The organism is Variovorax sp. GW823-FHT02B07 (genome assembly GCF_058797695.1).
In genome coordinates, this window is the sequence record NZ_JBXAJX010000004.1 from 135,756 (window position 1) to 161,421 (window position 25,666).

Sequence of the window (25,666 nt, forward strand, 5' to 3'; positions counted from 1 at the left end):
ATGGTCATGCGCGTGCAGCGCCTCGGTCACCTCGGTCAGGGACCTGCCGCCCGATCAGCAGCCGGAACGGCAGCAGCATCAGCACGCCGACACCGAGCTTCACGCCCAGGTCGCCGAGCGCCCAGGTGAGCCAGGGGCCGTCGGTGCCTGCGAAGGCGATGCCCCAGAAGACGATGCTGTCGAGCACGGCCGCGATCACCGTGGCCACCAGCGGCGCGCGCCACCACAGGCCCCGGCGCAGGCGGTCGAACACGCGGATGTCGAGCAGCTGCGAGGCGATGAAGGCCAGGCCCGAGGCGGCGGCGATGCGCGCCGGCGCCAGCAGCAGCGACACCGCCACGGCCACCGCGAAGCCGACCCACGCCACGCGCCGCGCCATGCCGGGGCCGAAGCGCCGGTTGACGAGGTCGCTCACGAGGTAGGCCACCGGGTAGGTGAAGGCGCCCCAGGTGAGCCAGTCGTTGATGGCGAACTGCACGAGGATGTTGGACGCGAGCACCACGGCGGCCATCGCCAGCGTGGCGACGGCCAGCTGGCCGGTGGTGGGACGGTGGAAGTGCATCGTCAAACGGCGCTGCCGAGCACGCTGCGCGCCACGGCCTCGGCCACCTTGATGCCGTCCACGCCGGCCGACAGGATGCCGCCCGCGTAGCTCGCGCCTTCGCCGGCCGGGTAGAGGCCGCGCACGTTGAGGCTCTGGAAGTCGTCGCCGCGCGTGATCTTGATCGGCGACGAGGTGCGCGTTTCCACGCCGGTGAGCACGGCGTCGTGCGTGTCGAAGCCCTTGATCTTGCGACCGAAGGCCGGGAAGGCCTCGCGCATCGCCTCGATGGCGTAGGCGGGCAGGGCCTGGTGCAGGTCGGTCGGCGTCACGCCGGGCTTGTACGACGGGATGATGCTGCCGAGCGCGGTCGAGGGCTTGCCGGCGATGAAGTCGCCCACCAGCTGGCCGGGCGCGTGGTAGTTGCTGCCGCCGAGCACGTAGGCGTTGCTTTCGAGCTGGCGCTGCAGCGCGATGCCTGCCAGCGCATCGCCGGGGAAGTCCTTCGGGTCGATGGCCACCACGATGCCCGCGTTGGCGTTGCGTTCGTTGCGCGAGTACTGGCTCATGCCGTTGGTGACCACGCGGCCCGGCTCACTGGTGGCCGCGACCACGGTGCCGCCGGGGCACATGCAGAAGCTGTAGACCGAGCGGCCGTTGCTGGCGTGGTGCACCAGCTTGTAGTCGGCCGCGCCCAGCAGCGGGTGGCCCGCGTGGCGGCCCCAGCGGGCGCGGTCGATCAGGCCCTGCGGATGCTCGACACGGAAGCCGATCGAGAAGGGCTTGGCCTCGATGTGCACGCCGCGGGCATGCAGCATCTCGAAGGTGTCGCGCGAGCTGTGGCCCAGTGCCATCACGACGTGGTCGGCGCGCAGTTCGCTGCTCTGGTTCGTGGTCTGGTCGAGCACGGTGAGGCCGCGCAGATGACCCTCTTCGATGTGCACGTCGGTCACGCGCTGCTCGAAGCGGATCTCGCCGCCGAGCGCGACGATCTGCTCGCGGATGTTCTCCACCACCTTCACCAGCTTGAAGGTGCCGATGTGCGGATGCGCGACGTACAAGATTTCGGGGGGCGCGCCGGCCTTCACGAACTCTTCCATCACCTTGCGGCCGAGAAAGCGCGGGTCCTTGATCTGGCTGTAGAGCTTGCCGTCCGAGAAGGTGCCGGCGCCGCCTTCGCCGAACTGCACGTTCGACTCGGGGTTGAGCACGCTCTTGCGCCACAGGCCCCAGGTGTCGCGGGTGCGCTGGCGCACGGTCTTGCCGCGTTCGAGCACGATGGGCTTGAAGCCCATTTTCGCGAGCATCAGCGCCGCGAAGATGCCGCAGGGGCCGAAGCCGATCACCACGGGCCGCGTCGCGTCCGCAGGTGCTTGGCCCGGCGGCGTGTAGCGCATGTCCGGTGCGGGCTGGATGTGCGGGTGGCTGGCGTGCTTGGCCAGCAGCGCGGCTTCGAGCGCCGCGTCGGCCAGCTGCACGTCGCAGATGTAGACCGTGAGCAGGTCGACCTTGCGAGCGTCGAAGCTGCGCTTGTAGACGGTGTGGGAGGCGATCGCGTCAGGCGGAACGTCGAGCGTCCGGGCGATCAGGGTGACCAGCGCGTCAGGCGCGTGGTCGAGCGGGAGTTTGAGTTCGGAGATTCGCAGCATGTCGTGGGGCTTGTGGTTATCAAGCAGACCGACGATTTTAAGCGCCCGTGGCGCTATGAAACTTGTAGCTGGATCAGGCGGGCAGGAAGCCCTCGACCGACAGGTAGCGCTCGCCGGTGTCGTAGTTGAAGCCCAGCACCACCGCATCGGGCGCCAGCGAGGGCAGCTTCTGCGCAATGGCCGCGAGCGTCGCGCCCGACGAGATGCCGACCAGGATGCCTTCCTCGACCGCGCAGCGGCGTGCCATTTCGCGCGCGGGTTCGGCGTCGACCTGCAGCACGCCGTCCAGCAGCGAGGTGTCCAGGTTCTTCGGGATGAAGCCCGCGCCGATGCCCTGGATGGGGTGGGGTGCCGGCGCGCCGCCCGAGATCACGGGCGAAGCCACCGGCTCCACCGCGAACACCTGCAGCTTGGGCCACTTCTTCTTGAGCACCTTCGCCACGCCCGTGATGTGGCCGCCCGTGCCCACGCCGGTGATGAGCACGTCGATGCCCTCGGGAAAGTCAGCCGCGATCTCTTCGGCCGTGGTGCGCACGTGCACGTCGACGTTGGCGGGGTTGTTGAACTGCTGCGGCATCCACGCGCCCGGCGTGCCGGCCACGATTTCCTCGGCGCGGGCGATGGAGCCCTTCATGCCGTTGGCGCGCGGCGTGAGGTCGAAGGTGGCGCCGTAGGCCAGCATGAGGCGACGGCGCTCCACCGACATGCTGTCGGGCATCACCAGGATCAGCTTGTAGCCCTTGACGGCCGCGACCATCGCCAGGCCGATGCCGGTGTTGCCCGAGGTGGGCTCGACGATGGTGCCGCCGGGCTTGAGCGCGCCGCTCTTCTCGGCGTCTTCCACCATCGACAGCGCGATGCGGTCCTTGATCGAGCCGCCGGGGTTGGCGCGCTCCGACTTGATCCAGACCTGCTGCTTCGCATGGCCGAACAGGCGGTTGATGCGGATGTGCGGCGTGTTGCCGATGGTCTGGAGGATGTTCTGGGCCTTCATGGAATCTCCTTGGGTGCGAGGGTCGGATGGTCAGCGCGCATTGTGGCGCCCCCCGGGCCGGGTTGCATCCGGCCCGCGACCGTTTCAGCACGAGGGGATGGCAGGCCGTTGCGGTTCAGGCCTCCAGGGCTTCCAGCGGCCCGAAGAACTCGTAGCGAAGCTGCTGCTTCGGCACGCCGAGCGCCAGCCCGTTCGCATACACCGCCTGCATGAAGGGCTTCGGCCCGAGAAAGTACAGGTCGACGTCGCGGTCTTCCGGCAGCAGCCCGGCCAGCAGCTCGCGGGTGACGAAGCCGGTCGCGTGCGGCGTGTCGGTGTCGCGCGGCGCGTCGTAGACATACAGCGGCTTCACGTTCGCATGCCGCTGCGCGAGCGCGTCGACGCGGGCGCGGAACGCATGCGCGCCGCCGTGCCGCGCCGCGTGGACGAAGTGCACCGGCCGGCCCGTGTGCGCCACCGATTCGAGCATGCTCATCGCGGGCGTGATGCCCACGCCGCCCGTCACCAGCACGAGGGGACGCGCCTGCTCGCCCGCGGGCTGCAGCACGAAGTCGCCGCACGGCGCCTGCACCTGCAGCCGCGTGCCGACCGCGGCGGCCGCGTGCAGCCAGTTCGAGGCGCGGCCGCCTTCTTCCTTCTTCACGCTGATGCGGTACCACGGCTTGCCCGGCGCGTCGGACAGCGAGTAGTTGCGGCGCACCGGCTGGCCGTCGATCTCCAGCACCAGCGTGAGGTACTGCCCCGGCGAGAACGCCAGCAGCGCGCCGCCGTCCACGGGCTCCAGGTAGAACGAGGTGATGACCTCGCTCTCGTCCTCGCGCCGGGCCACGCGGAATTCGCGCGTGCCGCGCCATCCGCCGGGTTGCGCCGCGTTGGCGCTGTAGACGGCTTCTTCCGCGGCGATGAGCAGGCCCGCCAGCGATTCGTAGGCCTCGCCCCACGCGGCGATCACCTCGTCGGTCGCGGCATCGCCGAGCACCTCCTTCACGGCGCGCAGCAGGTAGTGGCCGACGATCGGATAGTGCTCCGGCAGCACGCCCAGCGCGGCGTGCTTCTGGATGATGCGGGGCAGGGCGCCGGCGATCGCTTCGAGCCGGTCGATGTGCGCGCCGTACGCGATGACCGCCCCCGCCAGCGCACGCGCCTGCGTGCCGGCGGCCTGGTGCGCCTCGTTGAAGAAGGCCTTCACCTGCGGATGGCCCTCGAACATGATCTTGTAGAAGTGGCTGGTGATGGCCTCGCCGTGGGCCTGGAGCGCGGGCACGGTGGACTTGACGATGGCGATGGTTTGCGGGTGCATGGTCTTGCGGTCCTTCGGTTGGAGATGCCTGTGTCATCTCACGATCCGTGCCAGCCGGAAGGCCTCTGCAAGTGCTTGACGCCATTGGGGATTTATCGGGCGTGGTCAAATTCGCAACAACTTCTGCGTTGTACTTATGACCACATTGCGTGTCGATTCGACCACCGAGGCCTCACCACCTGAGCCCGAGCCCGAAGCCGAGTCCGCCCGCTACCGGTCGCTGCTCGCCGCCGCGCGCGGACTGGTCCGCTGCGATGCCGCCGCGCTGCTGCAGCTCGACGTCGACGTGCTGAAGCCCGTCGCGGTCGACGGCCTGAGCGATGAAACCCTCGGACGCCAGTTTCCCGTCGCCGCTCATCCGCGCTTCGCGCGCCTGCTCGACAGCGAACGGGGCCTGCGCTTCGCGCACGACAGCAACCTGCCTGACCCGTACGACGGCCTCGTTGCCGGCCAGCCGGGCATCCTGCCGGTGCACGACTGCATGGGCGCGCCGCTGCGCCTGCGCGGCGCCGTCTGGGGCCTGCTCACGCTGGACGCCCTGGAGCCGCACGCCTTCGATGCCGTGGGCCCGGCGCAGATGGAGGCACTGATCGCCCTCGTTGAAACCGGCATCGAGGCCGCCCACACGATCCGCGAGATGCAGGCGCGCGCGGTGCGCGAACAGGCCGTCGCGCAGGCGTTGCGCGCAGGGCGTGGCGCGCCGCGCGAGCTGCTGGGCAGCAGCCCGGCGATGAAGCAGCTGTGCCACGAGATCGACACCGTCGCCGTGTCCGACCTCACGGTGCTGCTGCTCGGCGAAACCGGCGTCGGCAAGGACCTGGTCGCGCAGCGCCTGCACGCGCGCTCGCGTCGCAGCGAGCAGCCGCTCGTGCAGGTCAACTGCGCGGCGCTGCCCGAGTCGCTGGCCGACAGCGAACTCTTCGGCCACAAGCGCGGCGCGTTCACCGGCGCCGTGCAGGACCGCGACGGCAAGTTCGAGATCGCCGATGGCGGCACGCTCTTTCTCGACGAGGTCGGAGAGCTGCCGCTGAGCGTGCAGGCCAAGCTGCTGCGCGTGCTGCAAAGCGGCGAGGTGCAGCGACCCGGCAGCGACCGCATGCGCAAGGTCGATGTGCGCGTGATCGCGGCCACCAACCGCGACCTGCCCGCCGCGATCGCGCAGGGGCGCTTTCGCGCCGACCTGTACCACCGGCTGTCGGTCTATCCGCTCGTCGTCGCGCCGCTGCGCGAACGGGGGCGCGACGTGCTCGTGCTCGCCGGCAGCTTTCTCGAGGAGAACCAGCACCGGCTGGGCGCGCGCAACCTGCGGCTCTCGCCGGCGTCGAAGGCCGCCATGCTGACGCACGGCTGGCCGGGCAACGTGCGCGAGCTCGAGCATGTGATCAGCCGCGCCTCGCTGCGGGCGTTCAGGGAACAGCCGCGCGGTTCGCGCTGGACGGCCATCGAACCGCATCACCTGGCGCTGGACAGCGCTGCCGTGGGGAGCGCCGTGGCAGCGCCCGTGCAGGCGCCGGCGAACGAACACGCGGGGCCTGCCATCGCGGGCGGCACGCTGCGCGAGGCGACCGAGGCCTTCCAGCGGGCCTGGCTCTTGGAACTGCTCGCCCGCCACGGCGGCCGCGTGGCCAGCGCCGCGCGCGAGGCCGGCATCGACCGCAGCAACTTCCACCGGACGTTGCGCAAGCTGGGCCTGGTGCAGGCCGGCGACAGCGAAACGCTCGGTTGAAGGTCGGCGCGCGACACCGCTTGAAGGGTCATTGATGGGGCGGGCGATAATCGAGAGGTGAAGCACGCCAGACCGCCGCTGGTGCAAGCCCGAAAGGGACGATGCTCTGCCCTCGGGCAACAGCATCGGGTCGAAAGATCGCACTGGAGGAACGTCCGGACTGCACAGGACAGCGCAGGAGTTAACGACTCTCCACCGTGAGGTGAGGATCAGAGCAACAGAGACGAGCCGATTCAGTTCGGGTGAAACGGGCAATCTCTGCGCGCAGCAACACCAAGTAGGCCAGTATTGAGGTGGTTCCGCTGAGCTGGCGGGTAGGTGGCATCGAGCCGTTTGGCGACAAACGGCCCAGAGTAATGGCGGTCACGCCGGGGTCTTCGCAAGAGGGCCCCGGTGCACAGAATCCGGCTTATCGGCGAGCTTCACACTTTTCTTTCCCTTCCCCCTTTTCCCTGGGCCGCGTGCTGACGTCGTGCGCGGCCGCGTGCAAGACTCGGTAGAAACCCGTACAATTGTTAGCAAGCTAACTAATTGATAACGCCGTGGCCGATACCGAACCCATCTCCCCGTTGCGCGAACACGCACTGATGCGGCTCGGCACCTCGCTGTCGGTGCTCCAGCGCGGCTACCGCGCGGCGGCCGACAAGGCAGTGGCGCACGTGGGCCTGTCGCAGACGCTGGCCTGGCCAGTGGTGGTGCTCGGGCGCATGGAAGACGGCGTTCGGCAGGGCACGGTGGCCGAGGCGCTGGGCATCGAAGGGCCGTCGCTGGTGCGCTCGCTCGACCAGCTGGTCGAGGCCGGCTTCGTCGAGCGCCGCGAAGACCCGGCCGACCGCCGCGCCAAGACGCTGCACCTCACGCCCGCCGGCCGCGCCGTCTGCGAGCCCATCGAGGCGGCGCTGCGCCAGATGCGAGCCGCGCTGTTCGAAGGCATTCCCGACGAGGACATCGCCGCCACGTTGCGCGTCTTCGGCGCGCTCGAGGCCAAGCTCGGCCGCAGTGCCGCCGGCATGCAGAGCCTGCAGCAGGAAGGGCGCGGCTCGTAAATGGCGATGTCGATGGCGCTGCCGCGCTTCACCCGCGCGGAAGCTCTCTTTTCCGTCAAGAGCTTCGCCGCCGCGATGCTGGCGATGTACCTGGCCAGCCGCGCCGGCCTGCCGCGCCCCTTCTGGGCGCTCATGACCACCTACGTCGTCGCCCACCCGCTGGCCGGCGCGGTGCGCTCCAAGGCGGTGTTCCGCTTCTGCGGCACGCTCATCGGCAGCGTTGCCACCGTGCTGATGGTGCCCGCGCTGTCCAACGCGCCCGAGTTGCTCACGCTGGTGCTCGCGCTGTGGGTCGGGCTGTGCCTGTATGTGTCGCTGCTCGACCGCACGCCGCGCTCGTACGTCTTCATGCTCGCGGGCTACACGGCGGCGCTGATCGGCTTTCCCTCGGTGCAGACGCCGCTCGTGCTGTTCGACACCGCCGTGGCGCGCGTGGAAGAGATCGGCCTGGGCATCTTCTGCGCCACGCTGGTCCACAGCCTCGTGCTGCCCGCGGGGCTCGCGCCCACCGTGCTGGGCCTGCTCGACCGCACGCTGAAAGACGCGCGCCAGTGGATCGGCGACCTGTTCCAGCCCGGCGACCGCAGCACGCCCAAGGACGCCGACCCGAAGCGCCTGGATGACGACCGCCGCCGCCTCGCCGGCGACATCACGCAGCTGCGCCTGCTCTCTACCCACGTGCCCTTCGACACCACGCACCTGCGCTGGACCGCCGGCGCGATCCGCGCCATGCAGGACCGCGTGGCGGCGCTCACGCCCGCGCTGTCGGCCGTCGAAGACCGGCTGCAGGCGCTGGCGCAAGCCGAAGGCCGCCTCGCGCCCGACGTCACCGCCGTGCTGGCGCTGGCCGCACAGTGGCTGCGCGACGAAAGCGACCCGGCCGTCGATGCCTCCGCACGCCTGCAGGCGCTGCGCCAGGCGATCGCCGCGCTGGGCGGCGCACAAGACACGGGGCTCACGCCCTGGGCCCGCGCGCTGCGCATCGGCCTCGCGGGGCGGCTCGAAGAACTGGTCGACGGCTGGACCGCCTGCGCCCAACTGCGCCGCGACATCGACGAAGGCCTGAAGGGCGGCGCGCCGCTGCGCCGCACGGCCGCGCTGGGCCATCGCGCGATGCACCGCGACCACGGCATGGCGCTGCTCTCCGCGCTCGCGGCCGTCATCGCCATCTGCCTGTGCGGTGCGTTCTGGATCCTCACGGGCTGGCCCACGGGTTCGGCCGCCACCATGATGGCCGCGGTCTTCTGCTGCTTCTTCGCGACCATGGACGACCCGGTGCCGGCGATCCACGGCTTCCTGAAGTGGACGCTGTGGTCCATTCCCATCTCGGCCGTCTACGTGCTCGTGCTCATGCCCACGGTGCAGGACTTCGGCATGCTGGTCGTGATCTGCGCGCCGCTCTTCCTGCTGCTGGGCCTGTACCTGCCGCGCCCGACGCATTTCATGGCCGCGATGGCGCTGGTCTTCGGCGTGTCGGGCACGCTGGCGATGCACGACACCGCCAGCGCCGACCTCGTGAGCTTCATCAACAGCATGATCGGCCAGGTCGTCGGCGTGCTGGTCGCAGCGCGCGTCACGCGGCTGGTGCGCTCGGTGGGCGCCGACTGGAGCGCGCGCCGCATCCAGCGCGCCACCTGGCGCGAGCTCGGCGACATGGCCGCTTCCTCCCAGCCGCAGTACGCGCAGAGCGACGCCTACGCCGTGCGCATGCTCGACCGCATCGGCCTGCTGGCGCCGCGCATCGCGCAGGCCGGCGGCACCGTCGAGGGCGTGGCCGCCAACGACGCGCTGCGCGACCTGCGCATGGGCGCCGACATCGCCGTGCTGCAGCGCGTGCGCGCCCAGCTGCCGATGGCCACCTCGGCCGCACTGCTCGGCGGCATCGCGCGCTTCTTCCGCCAGCGCGGCGAAGGCCGCATGGCGCCGCGCCCGACGGCACTGCTGCCGCAGATCGATGAAGCGTTGACCGCCGTGCTCGCCGCGCGCGACACCTCGACCGCGTCGCGCGCCGCCGTCACCGCGCTGGTCGGCCTGCGCCGCAACCTGTTCCCCGACGCGCCGCCTTCGCTGGCAGGCGTGTCTTCCTCTTCACCGCAAGGAGCTTCCGCATGATCGGCGAAGCCAGTTTCTACGGGCTCTACGTGCCCTGGCTCATGCTGCTGGCCGGCGCCGCGCTGCTCGCCCTGTGGGGCGTGCGCCGGCTGCTCGCCGCCACCGGCCTGTACCGCTGGGTGTGGCACCCGGCGCTGTTCGACATGGCGCTGTACCTGCTGCTGCTGTACGGCCTGAGCCGCCTCACGGCGCACCTGCAATGACAACGCAAACCACACAGAGATTCCCATGAAAGCCAACCCCTTCGCAGACAACCCCCGGGCCCAGAGCCTGCTGCGCGTTCTCCTCACCGTGGCCGTGGTGGCCGCCGCCGTCTGGGCGGGCTTTCGCCTGTGGGACCACTACGAGCTCGCGCCGTGGACGCGCGACGGCCGCGTGCGCGCCAACGTGGTCCAGATCGCGCCCGACGTCTCGGGCCTCGTCACGGCCGTGCCGATCCGGGACAACCAGCCGGTCGCCGCCGGCACGCTGCTGTTCGAGGTGGACCGCGCGCGCTACGACCTCGCCGTGCGCCAGGCGCAGGCCGCGCTCGCCGCGCAGCGCGCCGTGAGCGCCCAGGCCCAGCGCGAGAACGCACGCAACACGGGGCTGGACGAGCTGGTGTCGAAAGAGTCGCGCGAACAGACCCGTGCCCGCGTCGAGCAGGCCCAGGCCGCCGTCGCGCAGGCCGAGGTGGCGCTCGATTCGGCGCGCCTGAACCTGCAGCGCGCCGAAGTGCGCGCGCCAGCCGACGGCCTCGTCACCAACCTCGACCTGCGCCAGGGCAGCTACGCCGCCGCGGGCCGGCCGGTGCTCGCGCTGGTCGATGCGCAGTCGTTCTACGTCGAGGGCTACTTCGAAGAAACCAAACTGCCGCGCATCCACCTGGGCGACCGCGTGCGCGTGACGCCGATGGGCGGCGGCGCGGTGCTCGAAGGCGCGGTCGACAGCGTGGCTGCCGGCATCGCCGACCGCGACCGTTCCACCAGCGCCAACCTGCTGCCCAGCGTGAACCCGACCTTCAACTGGGTGCGGCTGGCGCAGCGCATCCCGGTGCGCGTGAAGCTCGACCCGCTGCCCGAAGGCGCGCGCCTCGTGGCCGGCCAGACGGTCACGGTGCAGGTCCTCGAACACGACGCGGCCCACGCTGCCGCCACGCCGAAGAAGGGATGACCGCCATGACCCGCTTCGCCTTTCGCATGGCTTCGCTCGCGGTCGCGGCCGGGCTCGCGGCCTGCGCGGCGGTCGGCCCCGACTACCGGCAACCGCCCGAGGCGCTGGCCAGCCAGCCCGCTGCCGGCAAGCCGTTCGCCGAAGCCCCGGCCCATGCTGCGCCGCTGCCCGCGCACTGGTGGCGCCTGTACCACGACCCGCTGCTCGACCGCCTCGTCACCCAGGCCCTCGCGCACAACACCGACCTGCGCCAGGCCGTGGCCAACCTCGAGCGCGAACGTGCCATCGAAACCGAAGTGGCCGGCGCCAAGTACCCGACGATCGGCGTGAACGCCGGGCCGTCCTTCGGCCACGTCTCGGGCCTGTCGCTGCTGCAGAAGGGCTACGAGCCGCCGAACACCTTCAACTACAGCGCGGGCGCATCGCTGTCGTACCAGGTCGACCTGTTCGGCCAGATCCGCCGCGCCATCGAAGCCTCGGCCGCCAACAGCCAGGCCGCCGAAGCCGCGCTCGACCTCGTGCGCGTGAACGTTGCGGCGGGCACCGCGCGCGCCTACGCCGAGGCCTGTTCGGCCGGCCTGCGGCTGCAGATCGCGCAGAAGTCGGTCTCGCTGCAGCAAGACGCCGTGAACGTCACCGAGCGCCTGCAGCGCGCGGGCCGCGCCGGTGCCATCGACGCCGGCCGCGCGCGCGCCCAGCTCGCGCAGCTCGACGCCGCGCTGCCGCCGCTGAAGGCCCAGCGCCAGGGCGCGCTCTACCGCCTGGCCACGCTCACCGGCGCACTGCCGCAGGACTTTCCGCGCGAGGTGGCCGACTGCACCACGCCGCCGCGCGTGGCCGGCGCGCTGCCGGTGGGCGACGGCGCCGCGCTGCTGCGCCGCCGGCCCGACATCCGCCAGGCCGAGCGCAGCCTCGCTGCCTCGACCGCGCGCATCGGCGTGGCCACGGCCGACCTCTATCCGAAGGTCACGCTGGGCCTGTCGGGCTCGTCGGCCGGCCATGCCACCGGCTTCGGCCGGCAGGACACGCTGGCCTGGAGCGTCGGCCCGCTGATCTCGTGGACCGTGCCCAACACCGGCGCCGCGCAGGCCCGCATCGCGCAGGCCGAGGCCGGCACGCGCGCCGCGCTCGCGAAGTTCGACGGCACCGTGCTGACGGCGCTGCGCGAGACCGAGACCGCGCTCGGCACCTACGCCCGCGAGCTCGACCGCCGCGCCGCCCTGCAGGCCTCGCGCGACGAAAGCGCCAAGGTCGCCGCGCAGGCGCGCCAGCTGTACCGCAACGGCCGCACCGCCTACCTCGACGCGCTCGACGCCGAACGCGCACTGGCCGGTGCCGACGCCGCATTGGCGGCCAGCGAGGCGCAACTGGCCGACGACCAGGTCGTGCTGTTCATGGCGCTCGGCGGCGGCTGGGAGCCGGCCGATGACGCGCTCGCACAAAGTCAACAAGGCAAGCCCGCCACGACCGTCCGCTGAGCGGCACGTGCCGCTCGCCGGCCGCAACGCTCAGCGAGTGAACAGCCAGCCGCCCTTGGGCTGGCGCGTCAGCTCGTGGCGCTTGATGGCGCGCTCCTCGCCGTCGTCGCCCACGTAGACCACGTCGAAACGCAGCAGCCGGGGCGACACCAGTTTCCAGTTCTGGATGCGCTGCACCGTCACGCAGGCGGTCTTGTCGTGGTACTGCATCTCGGCCATCGGCCCGCCCTGGAAGCCCGTGCCGTCGAACAACCGGCCGGGCGCCGCGAAGGGGTTGAGCACCGCGCCGTTGCGCGCCGTGATACAGCCTTCGGTGCGCAAGAAGGATTCGATGGTCGGCGACGCGCTCCCCACCACCTTGCCCACCGCGGGGCTCGGGGGCTTGCCGCCGACGGCTTCGCGGATGCGTTCCACCTGCACCGCGGTGATCGGCGCGAGGCCGTCTTTGGAAACCACGGCGGGCGGGGCGGCTGTCGTCGCGGCGGTCGGCGAACCGACCGGCGCGTCCGGGAACAGCAGGGCCGTGAGGTAGCTGCAGCCCGCCAGCAGCGTCAGGGGCAGGGTGCAGGCCAGGGTGCGGATCGGTGTGCCGAACTTCATGGTGCTGGTATCTCCCGTGTGCGGCGCGGGGCCGCTGTCTTCAGGTGGCAGTTTGCGGTGCTGCCTCGTCGTCCTCAAGCCGCTTTCAAAAACGCTCGTGCGGCGCCAGGTAGCGCCACTGGCCCGGCTGCAGCCCGGCCAGCGAGACACGGCCCACGCGCAGGCGCCGCATGCCGACGATGCGCAGGTTCACGCCGTCGCAGATGTGCGCGATCTGCCCGGGCCGCGCGCCCTTGAGTGCAAAGCGCAGGCCGGTCTGCTCGGGCGACTGCCGGCCGATGCTCACGCGCGCGGGCGAACGCTCCAGCCGCGCCAGCACCTCGGGGCTCACCGGGCCGGCCACGTCGACCATCACTTCGTGTTCGAGGATGCCCGCGTCTTCCTGCAGTTTGCGCTCGATGCGCCATTCCTGCGTGTAGGCCACGAGGCCGCTGGCGCCAGTTTCGAGCGGCGTCATGCAGCGCTGGCCGCGCGCATGCGCCGGCAGGAAGCGCTGGCCTTCGCGCTCGGGCTCGTGGTGGTTCGCGGCCACCAGCAGCTGGTGGGCGTTGTCGGTCGGCATGCCGGCGGGCTTGTACAGCACCATCGTCACCGGCACCACGGGCTCGGGCCGCGCGCCGGCGGCAATCTCGACCTGCTGGTGCGGCTGCACGCGCGACTGCGGCAGCAGGGCGGGCACGCCGTCCACGCGCACCGCGCCGTTCTCGATCAGCAGCTCGGCCTCGCGGCGCGACACCTGGGCCATCGCGGCCACGCGCTTGGCCAGGCGCACGCCTTCGTCGTCGGGTGCCGAGGGGCGGTTCGAGCGGTTCATCGCGCGTCAGCCAGTTGACGGATGCGCGCCACGTGCGCCGCCAGCGAACGCGCGGCCACCGGCCACATGCGCTCGGGCACGTCGTCGTAGGCGAGCGGCAGCCACTGCTCGGGCGTGCCGTCGGGCAGCCGCTGCATCGCAGCGGCGATCTTGGCCTCGCGCTTGAGGCGGTGCGCCTTCAGGTGCGCGATGGCGGTGCGCGCAAAGCCGATCACGTAGCCGTGCGCCGGCAGGATGAAGTCGATGTCGCCGGCCGCGCAGGCCGCGTCCAGCTTGTCGAGCGAATCGAGGTACGCCGTCATGTCGCCGTCCGGCGGATCGACCACCGTCGTGCTGCCGTTGAGGATGTGGTCGCCCGAGAACAGCAGGCCGTCTTCTTCGAGCACCAGGCACAGGTGGTTGGCCGCGTGGCCGGGCGTGTGGATGGCGCGCAGCGTGTGCACGAGCGGCGTGCCGTCGGGCGCGGTGCCCGAGAGCACCAGCCGCTCGCCGTCGGCCAGCTCGCGCTCGGCGCTGAAGCGCGCGGTGGAGCGCGCCGTGGGCGCGGACGACAGCCCGAGGATCGGCGGCTTGCGTCCTGCGGCGCACAGCGCCTGCAGCGGCGCAGCGCCCGGCGAGTGGTCGGCGTGCGAGTGCGTGCAGACGATCAGGCGGATGTCGCCCTGCGTGGCTTCCACGAGCCGCGCCAGGTGCGTCGCGTCGTTCGGGCCCGGGTCGATCACGAGGTAGCCGGTGGCCGCGTCGCCCACGAGATACGTGTTGGTGCCCGGGCCGGTCATGGCGCTGGGGTTCGGCGCCGTGAGGCGCTGCACGTTCTTCAGCAGCGCCACGGGCTGCGTGCTCTGCCAGTCGAGCGCGTGCGCGATCTGGCCGTCGGGGCACACCAGCGCGAGTTCGCCGAAGGGCGACTCGTGTTCCATGTAGCGCGCGTCCTCGCCCTTGAGCAGGCCGGCGCGCGGGCAGCTGGTCCACAGCGGCTTCTCCTGGCCGTCGGCCCCGGGCGCGCAGGCCGCGAGCACCGCATCGACCGTCGCGTAGGCCGCCATGCGCTGCAGCGTGCGGATGGTCGGGAAGATCATGAAGAAGCTGCCCGCCTCGTGGCGCGCCAGCGCGTCGGCCGGGCGCACCCAGCAGGGCTCGAACTGCTCGCTCTCGTCGGCCGTGGGCTCCTGGCCCTCGGGCATGCGCGCCACCAGGAAGGGCACGTCGAAGCGCTTGGGCAGGTCGCGGTCGGTGATCCAGTGCGCGAAGGTGAACACCTCGTCGGCCGACAGCACCAGGCCGCGCGCCGCGCACTGGTCGGCGAAGGCCGTGCCGGCGGTGGCGTTGCGGTCCATCGCGGCGACCTCGCCGGCAGCCACCGCGCGGCCGTCGGCGTGGCGGGCCAGCAGGATGCCCAGTTCTTCGAAGGCCTCGCGGATCGCGGCGATGGCCTGCGTGTGCTGCGTGTCGCTCTGCGTGGCGCGCCGTGCCGCGATGCGCGCGGCAGCGGCGTCGGCCGCGTCGATGTGGCCCCCCGGAAAGACGTAGGCACCGGGCGCGAAGCTCGCGGTGGCCGAGCGGCGGGTCATGAGGACCTCCAGGCCGGCGTCGGTGTCGCGCAGCAGCAGGACGGTGGCGGCGGCGCGCACGGGCACCGGTTCGCGATGGGTGTGGAGTTGTTGTGTGGGGCGGACCATGGAGCGATTATGGAGAGGCGAGGGGCGCGGTGCATAAGCACATGTGCAAACAGATATCAGCCGCGCGCCACAATCGGCGCCTGCACCGTCCGCCTCGAAGAAAGACCGACATGGCCCATTCTCCCTTCCCGCGTCGCGCCCTGCTGGCCGCTGGCGCCTTGCTCTGCACCGCCGCCGCATCGACCCTGGCGCTGGCCCAGCCCGACTGGCCGCAACAACCCGTCACACTGATCATGGGCTTCCCGGCCGGCTCGGGCGTCGACGTGGTCGCCCGCGCCATCCAGGAGCCGCTGTCGCGCCAGCTCGGCAAGCCCGTGATCATCGACTACAAGTCGGGCGCCGCCGGCAACATCGCCAGCGAGTACGTCGCCCATGCCAAGCCCGACGGCTACACGCTCTCGTTCGGCACCGCCGCCACGCACGGCAGCAATGCTGCGCTCTACAAGAAGCTGCCCTTCGACGTGGAGGCCGACTTCGTGCCCGTGGCGCCCGTGCTCGACGTGTCGAACGTGCTCACCATCAACCCCGACGTGATCAACGTGCGCACGCTCAAGGAGTTCGTCGAGCTGGTGAAGGCCAACCCCGGCAAGTACAACTACGCCTCCACCGGCAACGGCGCGGGCACGCACATGGCCTTTGCGGAGTTCAACTCGCGCCTGGGCCTGAACATGGTCCACGTGCCCTACAAGGGCGGCCCCGAGGCCATCACCTCGGTGGTGCGCGGCGAGACCTGCTGCATCATGAACCAGGTGCAGACCGTGCTGCCGCACTACAAGGCCGGCAAGGTGCGCCTGCTGGGCGTGACCACCGCCACGGCGGTGCCGGCCGTGAAGGAAGTGCCGACCATCGCTTCCAGCGGCCTGCCCGGCACCAAGGGCTTCGACAGCGCCATCTGGTTCGGCATCTTCGCGCCCAAGGGCACCGACGCGCACATCGTCGACAAGCTCAACGCCGCCGTGAAGACCGTGCTCGAGCAGCCCGAGATCCGCGAGCGCTTCGAGAGCCAGGGCAACACCGTGCGCATCGAATCGCCCGCGCAGTTCAAGAAGACCGTGCACGCCAACCGCGTGAAGTGGGCCGAGGTCGCCAAGGCGGCGAACATCAGCATCGACTGATCAGAGCGTCTTGGTCAGCGTGAGGATGAAGCGGGCCTTGTTCGGCGAGTAGGTCGTCTGGCCGACGTTGCCGAAACCGTAGTCGAAGCCCGGGTTGGCCACGGACACGTACGCGCCCTTCTTGTTCGCGCCCTGCACCGAGCCGGTCAGTGTGAGGCCGCTGCCGAAGTCGTACGTGGCGCCGACGTTGTAGTCGACGTAGCTCCTGTAGCCCAGGCTGCGGATGTCGCTCGACATGTTCGTGTAACCCACGGCCGCTTTCAGCGTGACCTTGGGCACGATCTCCTTGCTGTAGGCCAGGTTCAGGTAGCCGGTGTTGCGGCCCGTGCGGCCCGAGCCGGTCTTGGCGCTGGCATAGCCGAAGTAGTCCTTCGACACCGTGTGCGAGTACTTCAGCGTGAACGAGCCGAGCGTGGCGTCGGTGTAGCCCGCGCTGGCGTACAGCTCCGTCGTGTTGCCCGTCGAATTGCCCGGGTACAGGTAGGTGAGGGCGCCCACGTCCATGTCGACCGGGCCGGCCTTGAACTTGTAGCCGCCGTACAGGTCGCTCTCGATGCTGTTGCCCTTGAGCCAGTTGACGCTCGAATTCCAGTTGCCGATGTAGAAGCCGCTGTCGCCGAAGGCGTAGTCGAAGCCGCCCTGGATGGCGGGCTTGAAGCCCTTGGTCTTGGCGTAGTCGTTCTTGCCCAGCATGTCCTGGTCCTGGCCGCGGAACTTGTAGTTCGTGGTCAGCGCCACGTTGCCCGTGAGCTGCGCGTTGGCGAGCATCGGCAGGGCGAACAGGGTGGGAAGAACGAGCACCGGCAAGGCGGTGCGGAGAAGGTGTTTCATCGAAAGAATTCGCTAACGGATGGAGGAGCCGGCAGCGTAGAAGCGCGGGTCTAAAAGCCGCGTAAAAAACGAAGGCCCCGGCGCAAAAGTTGTGTGTCGGGCGTCGTCATCGCGACCACGCCCACCACCACGCAGGCCAGCCCGATCCACGCCGTGGCCGCCAGCGTCTCGCCCAGAAACACCACGCCGATCGTCACGCCGATGGGCACGCGCAGGTAGGCCTGCGCCGAGGTCGACATCGGCCCCAGCGTCTTGATCAGCCGGAAGTAGATCGTGAAGGCCAGCGCCGTGGACAGCACCGCCAGCGCCAGCACGGCGAGCATCGAGGCGGTGGAGGGGGCGAGCGCCCAGGGCCTGTCGATCGCGAGGCTCGCGGGCACGAGCAGAGCGGCGCCGCTCAACAGCGAGCCGGCCGCGGGCACCATCGGGTCCAGGCCCTTGAACACGCGGCCGAACATCGCGGCGCAGCCGTAGCAGACGGCGGCCACCACCAGCGCCAGCTGCGCCAGCAGCGAATGCCCCAGCCCCTGCAGCGCCTCGAAACCCACGATCAGGCAGATGCCCGCCAGCCCCGCCCCCACGCCGAAGAGGCGCTGCAGCGTGGGCTTGCCCGCCCCGCCCAGGCCCCAGCCCAGCAGGAAGATGAAGATCGGCGAGGTCGAGTTGAGGATGGTCGCCAACCCCGCATCCACGCTGCGTTCGGCCCACGCGATCAGCGTGAACGGCAGCACGCTGTTCAGGCCAGCCTGCAGCGCGAAGCGCCGCCATGTCGCGCCGTCTTTGGGCAAGCGCACGCCGCGCACGCGCAGCACCGCGAGCAGCAGCAACCCGGCGATCAGGGTGCGTGCCGCGATCAGCGTGACCGGCGGGATCGTCGCCACGCCGATCTTGATGAAGGTGTACGAGGCGCCCCAGCAGGTCGCGAGCACCGCGAGCAGCGCCCATTCAAGGGCAGGGGTGTGGGGTTGGACTGAAGCGGCGAGCGGGGTCGTTGGCATGGTGCGCCGATCTTCGCGAGACCGGCCCCTCGACACTTCGCTCATGGGCGAAATGTGGGCGAAATGTCGGCGCGAAAGCCTCAGTGATCGTGCCCGTGGCTTCGCGCCGGCGCAGCGCCGTTCAGCAGCGCCGCCAGGTCGACTTCCTGCTCCGCCGCCGCGCCCGCGATCACGCGCTGCTCCAGCTCGTCCAGGTGCTCCAGCGCCACGGCCAGCGCGGCGTCGAGCGAGTCGCCCATGAGCGCTTCGATGATCTGTTCGTGCTCGCGCGGCGCGCAGCTCGCGGCCTCGGCCGAGTCGTACAGCGCCTTGTACAGCTCGGTGTTCGAGATCAGCCGCCGGATGTACGACAGCAGCTCGTCGCTGCCCGCCATCTGCGCCAGCAGCAGGTGGAAGTCGCCGGCCAGGCGGATCGCGTCCTCGCGCCGGCCTTCCTTGAACGCCTTCTGCTCCGCCTGCACGTGCTTGCGCAGCGCGGCCACCTGCTCGCGCGCCAGTCGGCCGAACAGCGTGGCGACCAGCCCGGCCTCCACGATGCGGCGCGCGCGGTAGATGCCGCGCATGTCGTCGATCGACGGGTTGGGCACGAAGGCGCCGCGGTTGTGCTCCAGCACCAGCCGCTTTTCGGAGCCCAGCCGCGCCAGCACCTTGCGCACCGCGCCGCGCGTGCAGCCCAGCGCCTCGGCCAGCGCGCGCTCGCGCAGCGGCGTGCCGGGGCGCAGCTTGCCGCTGAGCAGCGCCTTGGACACGGCGGCGTAGACGCGCTCGTCCACGTTCGCGTCATCGACGGAAGCGGGTTCGGCAGGTTCTGCGGAAGGGGCGGGTGCGGCGGATCGGCGGGTGGCGGCAGGCATGGGTCTGCGGATTATTGCCTGCACCCCGCCACCTCCGGGAAAGCCCCCGGATTGACGCGGCCCGCCCGGCTCCGTACCATTCGCGCCGTTTGGTTAACCAAAATATATAAAATGGTTAACCAAAAGAAGATCGAATTTCCAACCACCCGAACACACAGAGACATCCCATGAAACTCGCCAAATGGCTGGCCCTGCTGCCGGTCGCCGCCTTCTTCAGCGGGGGATGGCTGTCGTCCGTCGCGCCCACCTTCGTGCTCGGCATGCCGTTCCTGATGGTCTGGAACGTGAGCTGGCTGGTGCTGACCTCGCTCATCATGGTGGTCATCGACCGCGCCGAGGGCGACCTCGACGCGCAGGATGCGCAGGCTGCCAAGGCTGCAGGAGACGCGCGATGAACGCCGCACTCGGCGTGATCGCGCTCTTCGTGGCCGGCGCCCTGGGCCTGGCCGTGCTCGCGCGGCGCGGGCGCACCATGAGCCTGGAGCAATGGGCGCTGGGCGGACGCGGGCTGGGCACGATCATGGTGTTCCTGCTCATGGCGGGCGAGTCGTTCTCGACCTTCACCTTCCTGGGCGCCAGCGGCTGGTCGTACAGCAAGGGCTCGCCGGCCTTCTACATCCTGGCCTACGGCGGCCTGGCCTACCTCATGGCCTTCTGGATGCTGCCGGCCATCTGGCGCTACGCCACCGCGCACAAGCTGGTGTCGTTCTCCGACTTCTTCGCCCACAAGTACGACAGCCGACCGCTCGGCGTGCTGGTGTCGGTGGTCGCGCTCATGGGCATGGTGGCGCTGCTCACCATCCAGCTGCGCGGGCTGGGCATCATCGTGTCGGAGGCCTCGTACGGCTCCATCGCGCCGCAGGTGGCGATCTGGATCGGCACGCTCGTGATGGTGAGCTACATCCTGTTCTCGGGCATCCACGGCTCGGCCAGCATCGCCATCGTGAAGGACATCCTGATCCTCGTGCTCGCCGTGTTCCTGGGCGTGTACCTGCCGTGGCACTACTACGGCGGCGTCACGCCGATGTTCAGCGCCATCCACGCGGCCAACCCCAGCTTCTTCGAGTTTCCGAAAGAGGGCCTGAACCTCACCTGGTACAACTCGACCATCCTGCTCACGGCGCTGGGCTACTACCTGTACCCGTTCAACCTCACCTCGGTGTATGCCGCGCGCAGCGCGAGTGCGGTGCGCCGCAACACCATCCTGATGCCGCTGTACCAGGTGGTCATCGCCTTCCTGTTCCTGGTGGGCTTCGCGGCCATCCTGCAGGTGCCGGGGCTCAAGGGCTCCGAGGTCGACCTGGCCCTGTTCGGCCTCGTGAAGCACACCTTCGACCCTTGGTTCGTCGGCGTGATCGGCGGCACGGGCGTGCTCACCGCGCTGGTGCCGGGCTCGATGATCCTGCTCACCGCTTCCACCGTGATCGGCAAGAACGTCTACAAGGAAGGCTTTGCGCCCCACGCCACCGACAAGCAGGTCTCGCGCGTGGCGCGCGGCGTGCTGCCCTTGTTCGCATTGGTGGCTGTGTACTTCGTGCTGCGCGGCGGCACCACCATCGTGGCCGTGGCCATCTTCGCGTCGAGCCTGCTCACGCAGCTGCTGCCCTCGTTGCTGTTCAGCCTGATGAAGAAACCCTTCGGCAGCAAGCACGCCGCCTTTGCGGGCATCCTCGCGGGCGGTGCGGTGCTGGCCTTCACGATGACCACCGGCGCGAACCTGGGCACGCTGTTCCCGGCGGCGCCTGTCGTCTTCAAGTCGCTCAACACCGGGCTGGTGGCGCTGGCGGTCAACGCGCTGGTTTTCGTGGCGGTGGCGCTCGTCACGCCGCGCGTGCTGCCGCGCACCGTGGCGGCGCAACCCGCCTGACCGGTCTTCTCTTGCCCCTGACCCACGAACGAAATCGAATGACCTCGCAGCTCCTGATCCGCAACGTGCGCCCCCTGGGTGCGTCTCCTGTCGACGTGCGCGTGCACGACGGCCGCATCGCCGAGATCGGCGCGGCGCTGGCCGCACCGGCCGGCGCCACCGTCGAAGACGGCGAGGGCGCCTTGCTGCTGCCCGGCCTCGTCGAAGGCCACACCCACCTCGACAAGACCATGTGGGGCATGGACTGGTACCGCAACGAGGTCGGCACCAATCTCACCGACAAGATCGAGAACGAGCGCGCCTTCCGCCACGCCAGCGGGCACGACGCCGCCGCGCAGTCGCTGGTGCTGGCCAAGGCCTTTCTCGCGCTCGGCACCACGCGCCTGCGCACGCACGTCGACGTCGACACCCAGGCCGGCCTGCGCCACCTCGAAGGCACGCTGCGCACGCGCGAGACGCTGCGCGAGGTGCAGCAGATCCAGGTCGTCGCGTTTCCGCAGTCGGGCCTGCTCGGGCGCGCCGGCACGGCCGAGCTGCTCGACCAGTCGCTGGCCCTGGGCGCCGACGTGCTCGGCGGCCTCGACCCCTGCGCCATCGACGGCGACCCCGTGAAGTCGCTCGATGTGCTCTTCGGCATTGCCCACAAGCACCAGCGCCCCGTCGACATCCACCTGCACGAGCCCGGCGCCATGGGCGCCTTCTCGCTCGAGCTGATCCTGCAGCGCACCGAGGCGCTCGGCATGCAGGGCAAGGTCGCGATCAGCCACGGCTTCTGCCTGGGTGACGTGAGCGAACGCGAGCGCGACGTGCTGCTCGCGCGCATGGCGAAGCTCGGCGTGGTGCTCATCACCAGCGCGCCGGCCTCGCGCAACGTGCCGCCGCTCATGGCGTGCCGCGCCGCCGGCGTCACCGTGCTGGGCGGCAACGACGGCATCCGCGACACCTGGTCGCCCTACGGCAACCCCGACATGCTCGAGCGCGCCATGCTCATCGGCCTGCGCTACAACCTGCGCCGCGACGACGAGCTCGACGTGGCACTCGACACCGTCACCCATTCCGGCGCGCGCGGTTGTGGCTTCGCGGCCTACGGGCTCGACGTGGGCTGCCGCGCCGACCTCGTGCTGGTCGACGCGCAAACGCCCGCGCAGGCCGTGGTGAGCCGCCCCGTGCGCAAGCTCGTGGTGTCGGGCGGCCGCGTGGTCGCGCGCCACGGCACGCTCGTGCCCGGCGCCGTGCCCGCGTGAGCCGCGCCGCACGCCCTGCAACCGACAGCTCGCGCACCGGCGCGGGCCCGGTCTTCTTCGCCTGCGTGGTCGTGCTGGTGGCGCTCAACCTGCGCGCCTTTCTCACGTCGAGCAGCCCCTTGCTCGAACCGATCCGCGCCGCGACCGGCATCGGCTTCCACGCCGTCGCACTGCTCACCGTGTTGCCGATGTTCGCAATGGGCGCCGTGTCGCTGTCGGGCGCGGCCGTGGGCCAGCGGCTGGGCGCGCGCGGCGGCATCGCGCTCGGGCTCGGCGCCATCGCGCTGGCCTGCGCCGGCCGCTACGTGGCGGGCGGCGCCGCGGCGCTGCTGTGGAGCGCCGCGCTCGCGGGCGCGGGCGTGGGGCTGGTGCAGGCGCTCATGCCCGGCGTGGTCAAGCAGGCCTACCCCGCGCGGCTCGGTCTCATGACCGGGCTCTACTCGGCCGCCATCATGGGCGGCGGCGGGCTCGGCGCCATGGCCAGCCCGTGGCTCGCGCGCGCCGTGGGCGGCGATGCGCAACTCGACTGGCACGCCGGCCTCGCCATGTGGGCGGTGCTCGCGGTCGTGGCGCTGGCGGCGTGGCTGCGCGGTGCGCGGCAACTTCCATCTGCGTCGTCATCTGCGCGAGGCACCGCCGCCCCCTCGCTCGATCGCGCCTGGCTGCGCTGCTTCGGCCACCGCCGCGCATGGCTGCTGGCCCTGTGCTTCGGCCTCATCAACGGCGGCTACACCAGCCTCGTCGCGTGGCTGCCGCATTACTTCCATGCCGAGCGCGGCTGGACGGCGCAGCAGGGCGGTGCCGTGCTCGCGCTCATGACGCTGGCGCAGGTCGTCGGCGCGCTCACGCTGCCGGCGCTCGCGCGGCGCGGCGGCCAGCGCGACCTGCGGCGCTGGCTGGTCGGCGCGCTGCTGGCGCAGCTCGCGGGCTTTGCGGCGCTCGGGCTTGCGCTGCCCGTGCCGGCGGCCATCGTCGCCGTCGTGCTCGGCGCCGGCCTGGGCGGTGCGTTCTCGCTGTGCATGGTGCTCGCGCTCGACCACCGGCCCGACCCCGCGCAGGCCGGCGCGCTCGCGGGCTTCATGCAGGGCGTGGGCTTCATGATCGCGGCGCTCGCGCCCTTCGTCACCGGCTGGGTGCGCGAGCAGACCGGTGGCTTCACCATGGCCTGGGCCTACCTGGCCGCTGTCACCGTGCTGCTGTTGCCCGCCGTGCTGCGTTTCGACCCGCGCCGCTACGCGAGTGCCACCGCCGGCCTGTTCGGCGCGCAGGCCGCGCCCGCGCCGTCCCCCATCAACCAGGCCCGCAAGGTCTGAGCACCCAGGAGATTCGACCCATGTACAACGAACACTTCATGCAGCGCGCCCTGGCCCTCTCGGCCCGGGCGCTCCAGGAACCCGGCACCGAGCCCTTCGGCGCCGTCGTCGTCAAGAACGGCGAAGTGGTGGGCGAAGGCTTCAACCACTCCGTCGCGCACCACGACCCGACCTCGCACGGCGAGGTCGAGGCCATTCGCGATGCCTGCCGCCGGCTGGGCACCGTCGACCTGTCGGGCTGCGAGCTCTACACCTCGTGCGAGCCCTGCGCCATGTGCGTGGCGGCCATGCACATCGCGGGCATCGGCCAGCTGTACTACGCGGCCACGCTCGCGCAGTCGGGCGAGGCATTCAAAGGCGTGACCGTGGCGGCGCGCCACCCCATCGACGTCGATGTGCTGCGCACCGAAGCCGGCGCACCGCTGGCCGCGCGTGTGCAACCGGCCGAGCAGAAGATGGACGCCGAAGCCGTGCGCATCCTCTCGGCGTGGGCCGAGCCGCGACGCGGCGACTGAAGCGCTACGCGGCCGCAGCGTCGCCGCGCGTGGCGGCTTCGAACTCGGCGCGGTTGAGCAGGCCGAAGTACAGCACGTCGTACCACTGCAGCCCCAGCGGATATTCCGTGGCGCGGCTGCGCGTGCTGTCGCAGTCGTCGTCGAAGCGCAGCCCGAAGAACGCATCGAGCGGGGCCGCCTGCTTTTTCGCACCGGCTTCGCGCAGCACCTGCGCCGCCGCTGCGATGTCTTGCGGCAGCGCATCGAGCGCGGCGCCGGCCTGCTGGCAGCGGGCAAGCTCCTTCTCGACGCAGGCCCGCAGCGGGGCTTCTTCCGATTCGGTCATGGTGTCGAGCTCGACCGTCTCCAGCAGCAGGTGCTCGTTGCGGTGGGCTTCGAGAAAAGCCAGGGTCTCGTCCAGCCAGCCCGGCAGCTGCGTCGAGCCCGTTGCGGGCGCGGCAGCCGCGGGCGGTGCCTTCGGTGCGGCCGACGGCGAGAACCAGCCCTTGAGCCGGTCGACGAACGATGTGGCCTTCGGCGCGGCCACGACGGGCGCTGCTGCGGGCGCGGTCGCAGGCACCGGCGCCTGTGCCGCCAGGAATCGCATGATGTCGATCAGCCGCTTCACCCGCGCAAAGCCCGGCTCGAAGCGGCCGCTGATCGCGTACAGCCTGACCTTCTCATCCCCCTCGTCGCTGTCGAGGCCGTCGGAGATCAGCGACGCGCACAGCTGCGGATCGCCCGACATCAGCAGCCGGTACATGAACGGAATGTCGTAGTTCCATTCGGACAGGCCCGAGATGGTTTCGGGCCGGTCCGTGTACGCCGTGGGCCGGTTGGTGAGGCTGTAGAGGTAAGAACGATTGGCCATGGATCAAAGTGTGAATGGCGGCTGCAATGCGAGCGCGTCGCCGTGACAAGAATGAAGAAGAGCCACCCCTCGCGAAGCGGCCTTCGGCCTGGTCGGCAGATTCTGCCTTCGCCAGATTTACACTCCGCCCCATGCAAGGAAAGCAAGGCAACGGCGAGGTTCAGCGCGGTCTGCAGCCCGTGGTGGAGCTGCGGTCTGAAGGCGCGTCGTACCTGTATTCCGTGCGTGCGCCGCGCTCCAAGGGCGTGATCCCGCCCAGCTCGTACAGCCACACCGGCTTTGCCAGCGTCGCCGATTGCCTGCGCGACATTGCACGCGCGCTCGGGGGCAACTTCACTCGCATCTATGTGCGCCTCGAAGGCCACTGCGTCGGCGAGCGCGACATTGCCGAGCTGCGCAAGGCGCCCGACATCGTCGCGGCCGAACTGCAGGCCCTGTGCCGCGCGGTGATCGCCGAGCAGCAGAAGCAGCAGCAACAAGAACAGAGCGAAGCCACCACGCCGCGCTGCTAGCCGCGCGAGGCGTGGTGCCGTTCGCTCACTGCGGCACGTTCACGATGGTCGCCTGCATCATCGCCACCACCTTGTAGTCCGTGTCGCCCGCCTTCGCGAAGGCGCGCACTTCGCCTGTGCACACCGCGAGCAGCTTGCCCGAGCTTTGCACGCGGCCCACCGCCAGGAAGCGCTCGCCCAGCGCGGGCCGCATGAAGTTGATCTTGAACTCCGCCGTCACCACGTCGCAGCCCTGCGGCGCTTTCGTGAGCCCCGCGTAGCCGCAGGCGCTGTCGACGATGCTCGTCACCGCGCCCGCATGCACATAGCCGCGCTGCTGCGACAGCGCTTTTGAAAACGGCATCTCGATGTGCACCTCGCCGTCGCCCACATGCACCAGCCGCGCGCCGAGCGTGGCCATCAGGCCCTGTGCGTTGAAGCTGTCGGAGATGCGGGTGTGAAGGTCGGTCATGGCTGGCAAGCGAAAAGAAGCAGAA

25 protein-coding genes and 1 other RNA gene are annotated in these 25,666 nt (G+C 70.5%); 14 read left to right on the plus strand and 12 right to left on the minus strand.

Annotated features, from left to right (window positions below; translation table 11 throughout):
* Nucleotides 1-4 precede the first annotated feature (4 nt).
* The 4 genes from AC1RGU_RS21470 to hmpA form a co-directional block, all read right to left on the minus strand.
* Complete coding sequence (locus AC1RGU_RS21470; RefSeq protein ID WP_492698119.1) at nt 5-562, minus strand: VUT family protein; 558 nt, start codon at nt 560-562, stop codon at nt 5-7.
* 2 nt (nt 563-564) lie between these two features.
* On the minus strand, nt 565-2,190 hold the full coding sequence (locus AC1RGU_RS21475) for an NAD(P)/FAD-dependent oxidoreductase (RefSeq protein WP_492698118.1): 1,626 nt from the start codon (nt 2,188-2,190) through the stop codon (nt 565-567).
* A 73-nt stretch (nt 2,191-2,263) separates the two neighbouring features.
* Nucleotides 2,264-3,184 carry a cysteine synthase A gene (gene cysK / locus AC1RGU_RS21480; RefSeq protein WP_062478599.1) on the minus strand — a complete coding sequence of 307 codons (921 nt, stop codon included), beginning with the start codon at nt 3,182-3,184 and terminating at the stop codon, nt 2,264-2,266.
* Between the two features lie 115 nt (nt 3,185-3,299).
* A complete protein-coding gene (gene hmpA / locus AC1RGU_RS21485; protein ID WP_492698117.1) occupies nt 3,300-4,484 on the minus strand; it encodes an NO-inducible flavohemoprotein in 1,185 nt (394 codons plus the stop codon).
* Nucleotides 4,485-4,620: 136 nt separating this feature from the next.
* On the opposite strand from hmpA, the gene norR reads away from it, so the two are divergent.
* The 7 genes from norR to AC1RGU_RS21520 all read left to right on the plus strand — a co-directional run bounded on the left by norR (nt 4,621) and on the right by AC1RGU_RS21520 (nt 11,998).
* The gene (gene norR / locus AC1RGU_RS21490) at nt 4,621-6,210 is read left to right on the plus strand and encodes a nitric oxide reductase transcriptional regulator NorR (protein WP_492698116.1); all 1,590 of its coding nucleotides are present in this window, start codon (nt 4,621-4,623) and stop codon (nt 6,208-6,210) included.
* 59 nt (nt 6,211-6,269) lie between these two features.
* An RNA gene (gene rnpB / locus AC1RGU_RS21495) (RNase P RNA component class A) lies at nt 6,270-6,638 on the plus strand.
* Nucleotides 6,639-6,797: 159 nt separating this feature from the next.
* Nucleotides 6,798-7,256, plus strand: coding sequence for a MarR family winged helix-turn-helix transcriptional regulator (locus tag AC1RGU_RS21500; RefSeq protein WP_307583336.1), 459 nt, complete (start codon nt 6,798-6,800; stop codon nt 7,254-7,256).
* Entirely contained in the window at nt 7,257-9,368 is a 2,112-nt protein-coding gene (locus AC1RGU_RS21505; RefSeq protein ID WP_492698115.1) for an FUSC family protein, read from the plus strand.
* The gene (locus AC1RGU_RS21510; RefSeq protein WP_062483051.1) at nt 9,365-9,571 is read left to right on the plus strand and encodes a DUF1656 domain-containing protein; all 207 of its coding nucleotides are present in this window, start codon (nt 9,365-9,367) and stop codon (nt 9,569-9,571) included. Before AC1RGU_RS21505 ends, AC1RGU_RS21510 begins: the two co-directional genes overlap by 4 nt.
* A 25-nt stretch (nt 9,572-9,596) precedes the next feature.
* Nucleotides 9,597-10,520 carry an efflux RND transporter periplasmic adaptor subunit gene (locus tag AC1RGU_RS21515; protein WP_095743575.1) on the plus strand — a complete coding sequence of 308 codons (924 nt, stop codon included), beginning with the start codon at nt 9,597-9,599 and terminating at the stop codon, nt 10,518-10,520.
* Nucleotides 10,517-11,998: an efflux transporter outer membrane subunit gene (locus AC1RGU_RS21520; protein WP_492698114.1), complete on the plus strand. Its 1,482-nt coding sequence runs from the start codon at nt 10,517-10,519 to the stop codon at nt 11,996-11,998. Before AC1RGU_RS21515 ends, AC1RGU_RS21520 begins: the two co-directional genes overlap by 4 nt.
* 30 nt (nt 11,999-12,028) lie before the next feature.
* On the opposite strand, the gene AC1RGU_RS21525 is transcribed toward AC1RGU_RS21520, so the two are convergent.
* The 3 genes from AC1RGU_RS21525 to AC1RGU_RS21535 form a co-directional block, all read right to left on the minus strand.
* Nucleotides 12,029-12,598 carry a hypothetical protein gene (locus AC1RGU_RS21525; RefSeq protein ID WP_492698113.1) on the minus strand — a complete coding sequence of 190 codons (570 nt, stop codon included), beginning with the start codon at nt 12,596-12,598 and terminating at the stop codon, nt 12,029-12,031.
* Nucleotides 12,599-12,683: 85 nt separating this feature from the next.
* A complete protein-coding gene (locus AC1RGU_RS21530) occupies nt 12,684-13,412 on the minus strand; it encodes an RNA pseudouridine synthase (RefSeq protein WP_492686326.1) in 729 nt (242 codons plus the stop codon).
* The gene (locus tag AC1RGU_RS21535; RefSeq protein WP_492698112.1) at nt 13,409-15,091 is read right to left on the minus strand and encodes an MBL fold metallo-hydrolase; all 1,683 of its coding nucleotides are present in this window, start codon (nt 15,089-15,091) and stop codon (nt 13,409-13,411) included. The genes AC1RGU_RS21530 and AC1RGU_RS21535 overlap by 4 nt, the downstream gene beginning before the upstream one ends.
* Nucleotides 15,092-15,201: 110 nt before the next feature.
* On the opposite strand from AC1RGU_RS21535, the gene AC1RGU_RS21540 reads away from it, so the two are divergent.
* Complete coding sequence (locus AC1RGU_RS21540; RefSeq protein WP_095743580.1) at nt 15,202-16,206, plus strand: Bug family tripartite tricarboxylate transporter substrate binding protein; 1,005 nt, start codon at nt 15,202-15,204, stop codon at nt 16,204-16,206.
* Here AC1RGU_RS21540 and AC1RGU_RS21545 read toward each other — a convergent pair whose 3' ends face one another.
* The 3 genes from AC1RGU_RS21545 to AC1RGU_RS21555 form a co-directional block, all read right to left on the minus strand.
* The gene (locus tag AC1RGU_RS21545) at nt 16,207-17,037 is read right to left on the minus strand and encodes a TorF family putative porin (protein WP_492698111.1); all 831 of its coding nucleotides are present in this window, start codon (nt 17,035-17,037) and stop codon (nt 16,207-16,209) included.
* Between the two features lie 50 nt (nt 17,038-17,087).
* Nucleotides 17,088-18,035, minus strand: a complete 948-nt coding sequence (locus AC1RGU_RS21550; RefSeq protein WP_492698109.1) for a DMT family transporter — start codon at nt 18,033-18,035, stop codon at nt 17,088-17,090.
* 80 nt (nt 18,036-18,115) lie between these two features.
* A complete protein-coding gene (locus AC1RGU_RS21555) occupies nt 18,116-18,889 on the minus strand; it encodes a GntR family transcriptional regulator (RefSeq protein WP_492698107.1) in 774 nt (257 codons plus the stop codon).
* Between the two features lie 167 nt (nt 18,890-19,056).
* Between AC1RGU_RS21555 and AC1RGU_RS21560 the strand changes: the two genes are divergently transcribed.
* Genes AC1RGU_RS21560 through AC1RGU_RS21580 form a run of 5 tightly spaced genes read left to right on the plus strand, consistent with a single transcriptional unit; the run spans nt 19,057 to nt 23,828 of the window.
* Nucleotides 19,057-19,284 carry a DUF3311 domain-containing protein gene (locus AC1RGU_RS21560; RefSeq protein WP_390346720.1) on the plus strand — a complete coding sequence of 76 codons (228 nt, stop codon included), beginning with the start codon at nt 19,057-19,059 and terminating at the stop codon, nt 19,282-19,284.
* Nucleotides 19,281-20,756 (plus strand): sodium:solute symporter family protein, encoded by a 1,476-nt coding sequence (locus AC1RGU_RS21565; protein WP_095948149.1) that lies wholly within the window; start codon nt 19,281-19,283, stop codon nt 20,754-20,756. Before AC1RGU_RS21560 ends, AC1RGU_RS21565 begins: the two co-directional genes overlap by 4 nt.
* A 38-nt stretch (nt 20,757-20,794) precedes the next feature.
* Nucleotides 20,795-22,000 (plus strand): amidohydrolase family protein, encoded by a 1,206-nt coding sequence (locus AC1RGU_RS21570; RefSeq protein ID WP_492698104.1) that lies wholly within the window; start codon nt 20,795-20,797, stop codon nt 21,998-22,000.
* Complete coding sequence (locus AC1RGU_RS21575; protein ID WP_492698102.1) at nt 21,997-23,313, plus strand: cyanate transporter; 1,317 nt, start codon at nt 21,997-21,999, stop codon at nt 23,311-23,313. The genes AC1RGU_RS21570 and AC1RGU_RS21575 overlap by 4 nt, the downstream gene beginning before the upstream one ends.
* A gap of 20 nt (nt 23,314-23,333) precedes the next feature.
* A complete protein-coding gene (locus AC1RGU_RS21580) occupies nt 23,334-23,828 on the plus strand; it encodes a nucleoside deaminase (protein ID WP_390346714.1) in 495 nt (164 codons plus the stop codon).
* A 4-nt stretch (nt 23,829-23,832) separates the two neighbouring features.
* On the opposite strand, the gene AC1RGU_RS21585 is transcribed toward AC1RGU_RS21580, so the two are convergent.
* Nucleotides 23,833-24,678 (minus strand): DUF7822 domain-containing protein, encoded by an 846-nt coding sequence (locus AC1RGU_RS21585; RefSeq protein WP_492698100.1) that lies wholly within the window; start codon nt 24,676-24,678, stop codon nt 23,833-23,835.
* Nucleotides 24,679-24,809: 131 nt separating this feature from the next.
* On the opposite strand from AC1RGU_RS21585, the gene AC1RGU_RS21590 reads away from it, so the two are divergent.
* Nucleotides 24,810-25,190, plus strand: a complete 381-nt coding sequence (locus tag AC1RGU_RS21590; protein WP_492698098.1) for a hypothetical protein — start codon at nt 24,810-24,812, stop codon at nt 25,188-25,190.
* Nucleotides 25,191-25,215: 25 nt separating this feature from the next.
* On the opposite strand, the gene AC1RGU_RS21595 is transcribed toward AC1RGU_RS21590, so the two are convergent.
* Nucleotides 25,216-25,641, minus strand: a complete 426-nt coding sequence (locus tag AC1RGU_RS21595) for a PaaI family thioesterase (protein WP_070060148.1) — start codon at nt 25,639-25,641, stop codon at nt 25,216-25,218.
* Nucleotides 25,642-25,666: the final 25 nt, after the last annotated feature.

Bases quoted from the DNA above. Each gene is read 5' to 3' on its own strand.
- AC1RGU_RS21470 (WP_492698119.1), bottom strand. From the start codon at position 562: ATGCACTTCCACCGTCCCACCACCGGCCAGCTGGCCGTCGCCACGCTG.
- AC1RGU_RS21585 (WP_492698100.1), bottom strand. From the start codon at position 24,678: ATGGCCAATCGTTCTTACCTCTACAGCCTCACCAACCGGCCCACGGCG.
- AC1RGU_RS21540 (WP_095743580.1), top strand. From the start codon at position 15,202: ATGGCCCATTCTCCCTTCCCGCGTCGCGCCCTGCTGGCCGCTGGCGCC.
- AC1RGU_RS21475 (WP_492698118.1), bottom strand. From the start codon at position 2,190: ATGCTGCGAATCTCCGAACTCAAACTCCCGCTCGACCACGCGCCTGAC.
- norR (WP_492698116.1), top strand. From the start codon at position 4,621: ATGACCACATTGCGTGTCGATTCGACCACCGAGGCCTCACCACCTGAG.
- AC1RGU_RS21510 (WP_062483051.1), top strand. From the start codon at position 9,365: ATGATCGGCGAAGCCAGTTTCTACGGGCTCTACGTGCCCTGGCTCATG.
- hmpA (WP_492698117.1), bottom strand. From the start codon at position 4,484: ATGCACCCGCAAACCATCGCCATCGTCAAGTCCACCGTGCCCGCGCTC.
- AC1RGU_RS21580 (WP_390346714.1), top strand. From the start codon at position 23,334: ATGTACAACGAACACTTCATGCAGCGCGCCCTGGCCCTCTCGGCCCGG.
- AC1RGU_RS21535 (WP_492698112.1), bottom strand. From the start codon at position 15,091: ATGGTCCGCCCCACACAACAACTCCACACCCATCGCGAACCGGTGCCC.
- AC1RGU_RS21550 (WP_492698109.1), bottom strand. From the start codon at position 18,035: ATGCCAACGACCCCGCTCGCCGCTTCAGTCCAACCCCACACCCCTGCC.
- AC1RGU_RS21570 (WP_492698104.1), top strand. From the start codon at position 20,795: ATGACCTCGCAGCTCCTGATCCGCAACGTGCGCCCCCTGGGTGCGTCT.
- AC1RGU_RS21590 (WP_492698098.1), top strand. From the start codon at position 24,810: ATGCAAGGAAAGCAAGGCAACGGCGAGGTTCAGCGCGGTCTGCAGCCC.
- AC1RGU_RS21545 (WP_492698111.1), bottom strand. From the start codon at position 17,037: ATGAAACACCTTCTCCGCACCGCCTTGCCGGTGCTCGTTCTTCCCACC.
- AC1RGU_RS21595 (WP_070060148.1), bottom strand. From the start codon at position 25,641: ATGACCGACCTTCACACCCGCATCTCCGACAGCTTCAACGCACAGGGC.
- AC1RGU_RS21505 (WP_492698115.1), top strand. From the start codon at position 7,257: ATGGCGATGTCGATGGCGCTGCCGCGCTTCACCCGCGCGGAAGCTCTC.
- cysK (WP_062478599.1), bottom strand. From the start codon at position 3,184: ATGAAGGCCCAGAACATCCTCCAGACCATCGGCAACACGCCGCACATC.
- AC1RGU_RS21525 (WP_492698113.1), bottom strand. From the start codon at position 12,598: ATGAAGTTCGGCACACCGATCCGCACCCTGGCCTGCACCCTGCCCCTG.
- AC1RGU_RS21530 (WP_492686326.1), bottom strand. From the start codon at position 13,412: ATGAACCGCTCGAACCGCCCCTCGGCACCCGACGACGAAGGCGTGCGC.
- AC1RGU_RS21560 (WP_390346720.1), top strand. From the start codon at position 19,057: ATGAAACTCGCCAAATGGCTGGCCCTGCTGCCGGTCGCCGCCTTCTTC.
- AC1RGU_RS21555 (WP_492698107.1), bottom strand. From the start codon at position 18,889: ATGCCTGCCGCCACCCGCCGATCCGCCGCACCCGCCCCTTCCGCAGAA.
- AC1RGU_RS21565 (WP_095948149.1), top strand. From the start codon at position 19,281: ATGAACGCCGCACTCGGCGTGATCGCGCTCTTCGTGGCCGGCGCCCTG.
- AC1RGU_RS21520 (WP_492698114.1), top strand. From the start codon at position 10,517: ATGACCGCCATGACCCGCTTCGCCTTTCGCATGGCTTCGCTCGCGGTC.
- AC1RGU_RS21500 (WP_307583336.1), top strand. From the start codon at position 6,798: ATGCGGCTCGGCACCTCGCTGTCGGTGCTCCAGCGCGGCTACCGCGCG.
- AC1RGU_RS21515 (WP_095743575.1), top strand. From the start codon at position 9,597: ATGAAAGCCAACCCCTTCGCAGACAACCCCCGGGCCCAGAGCCTGCTG.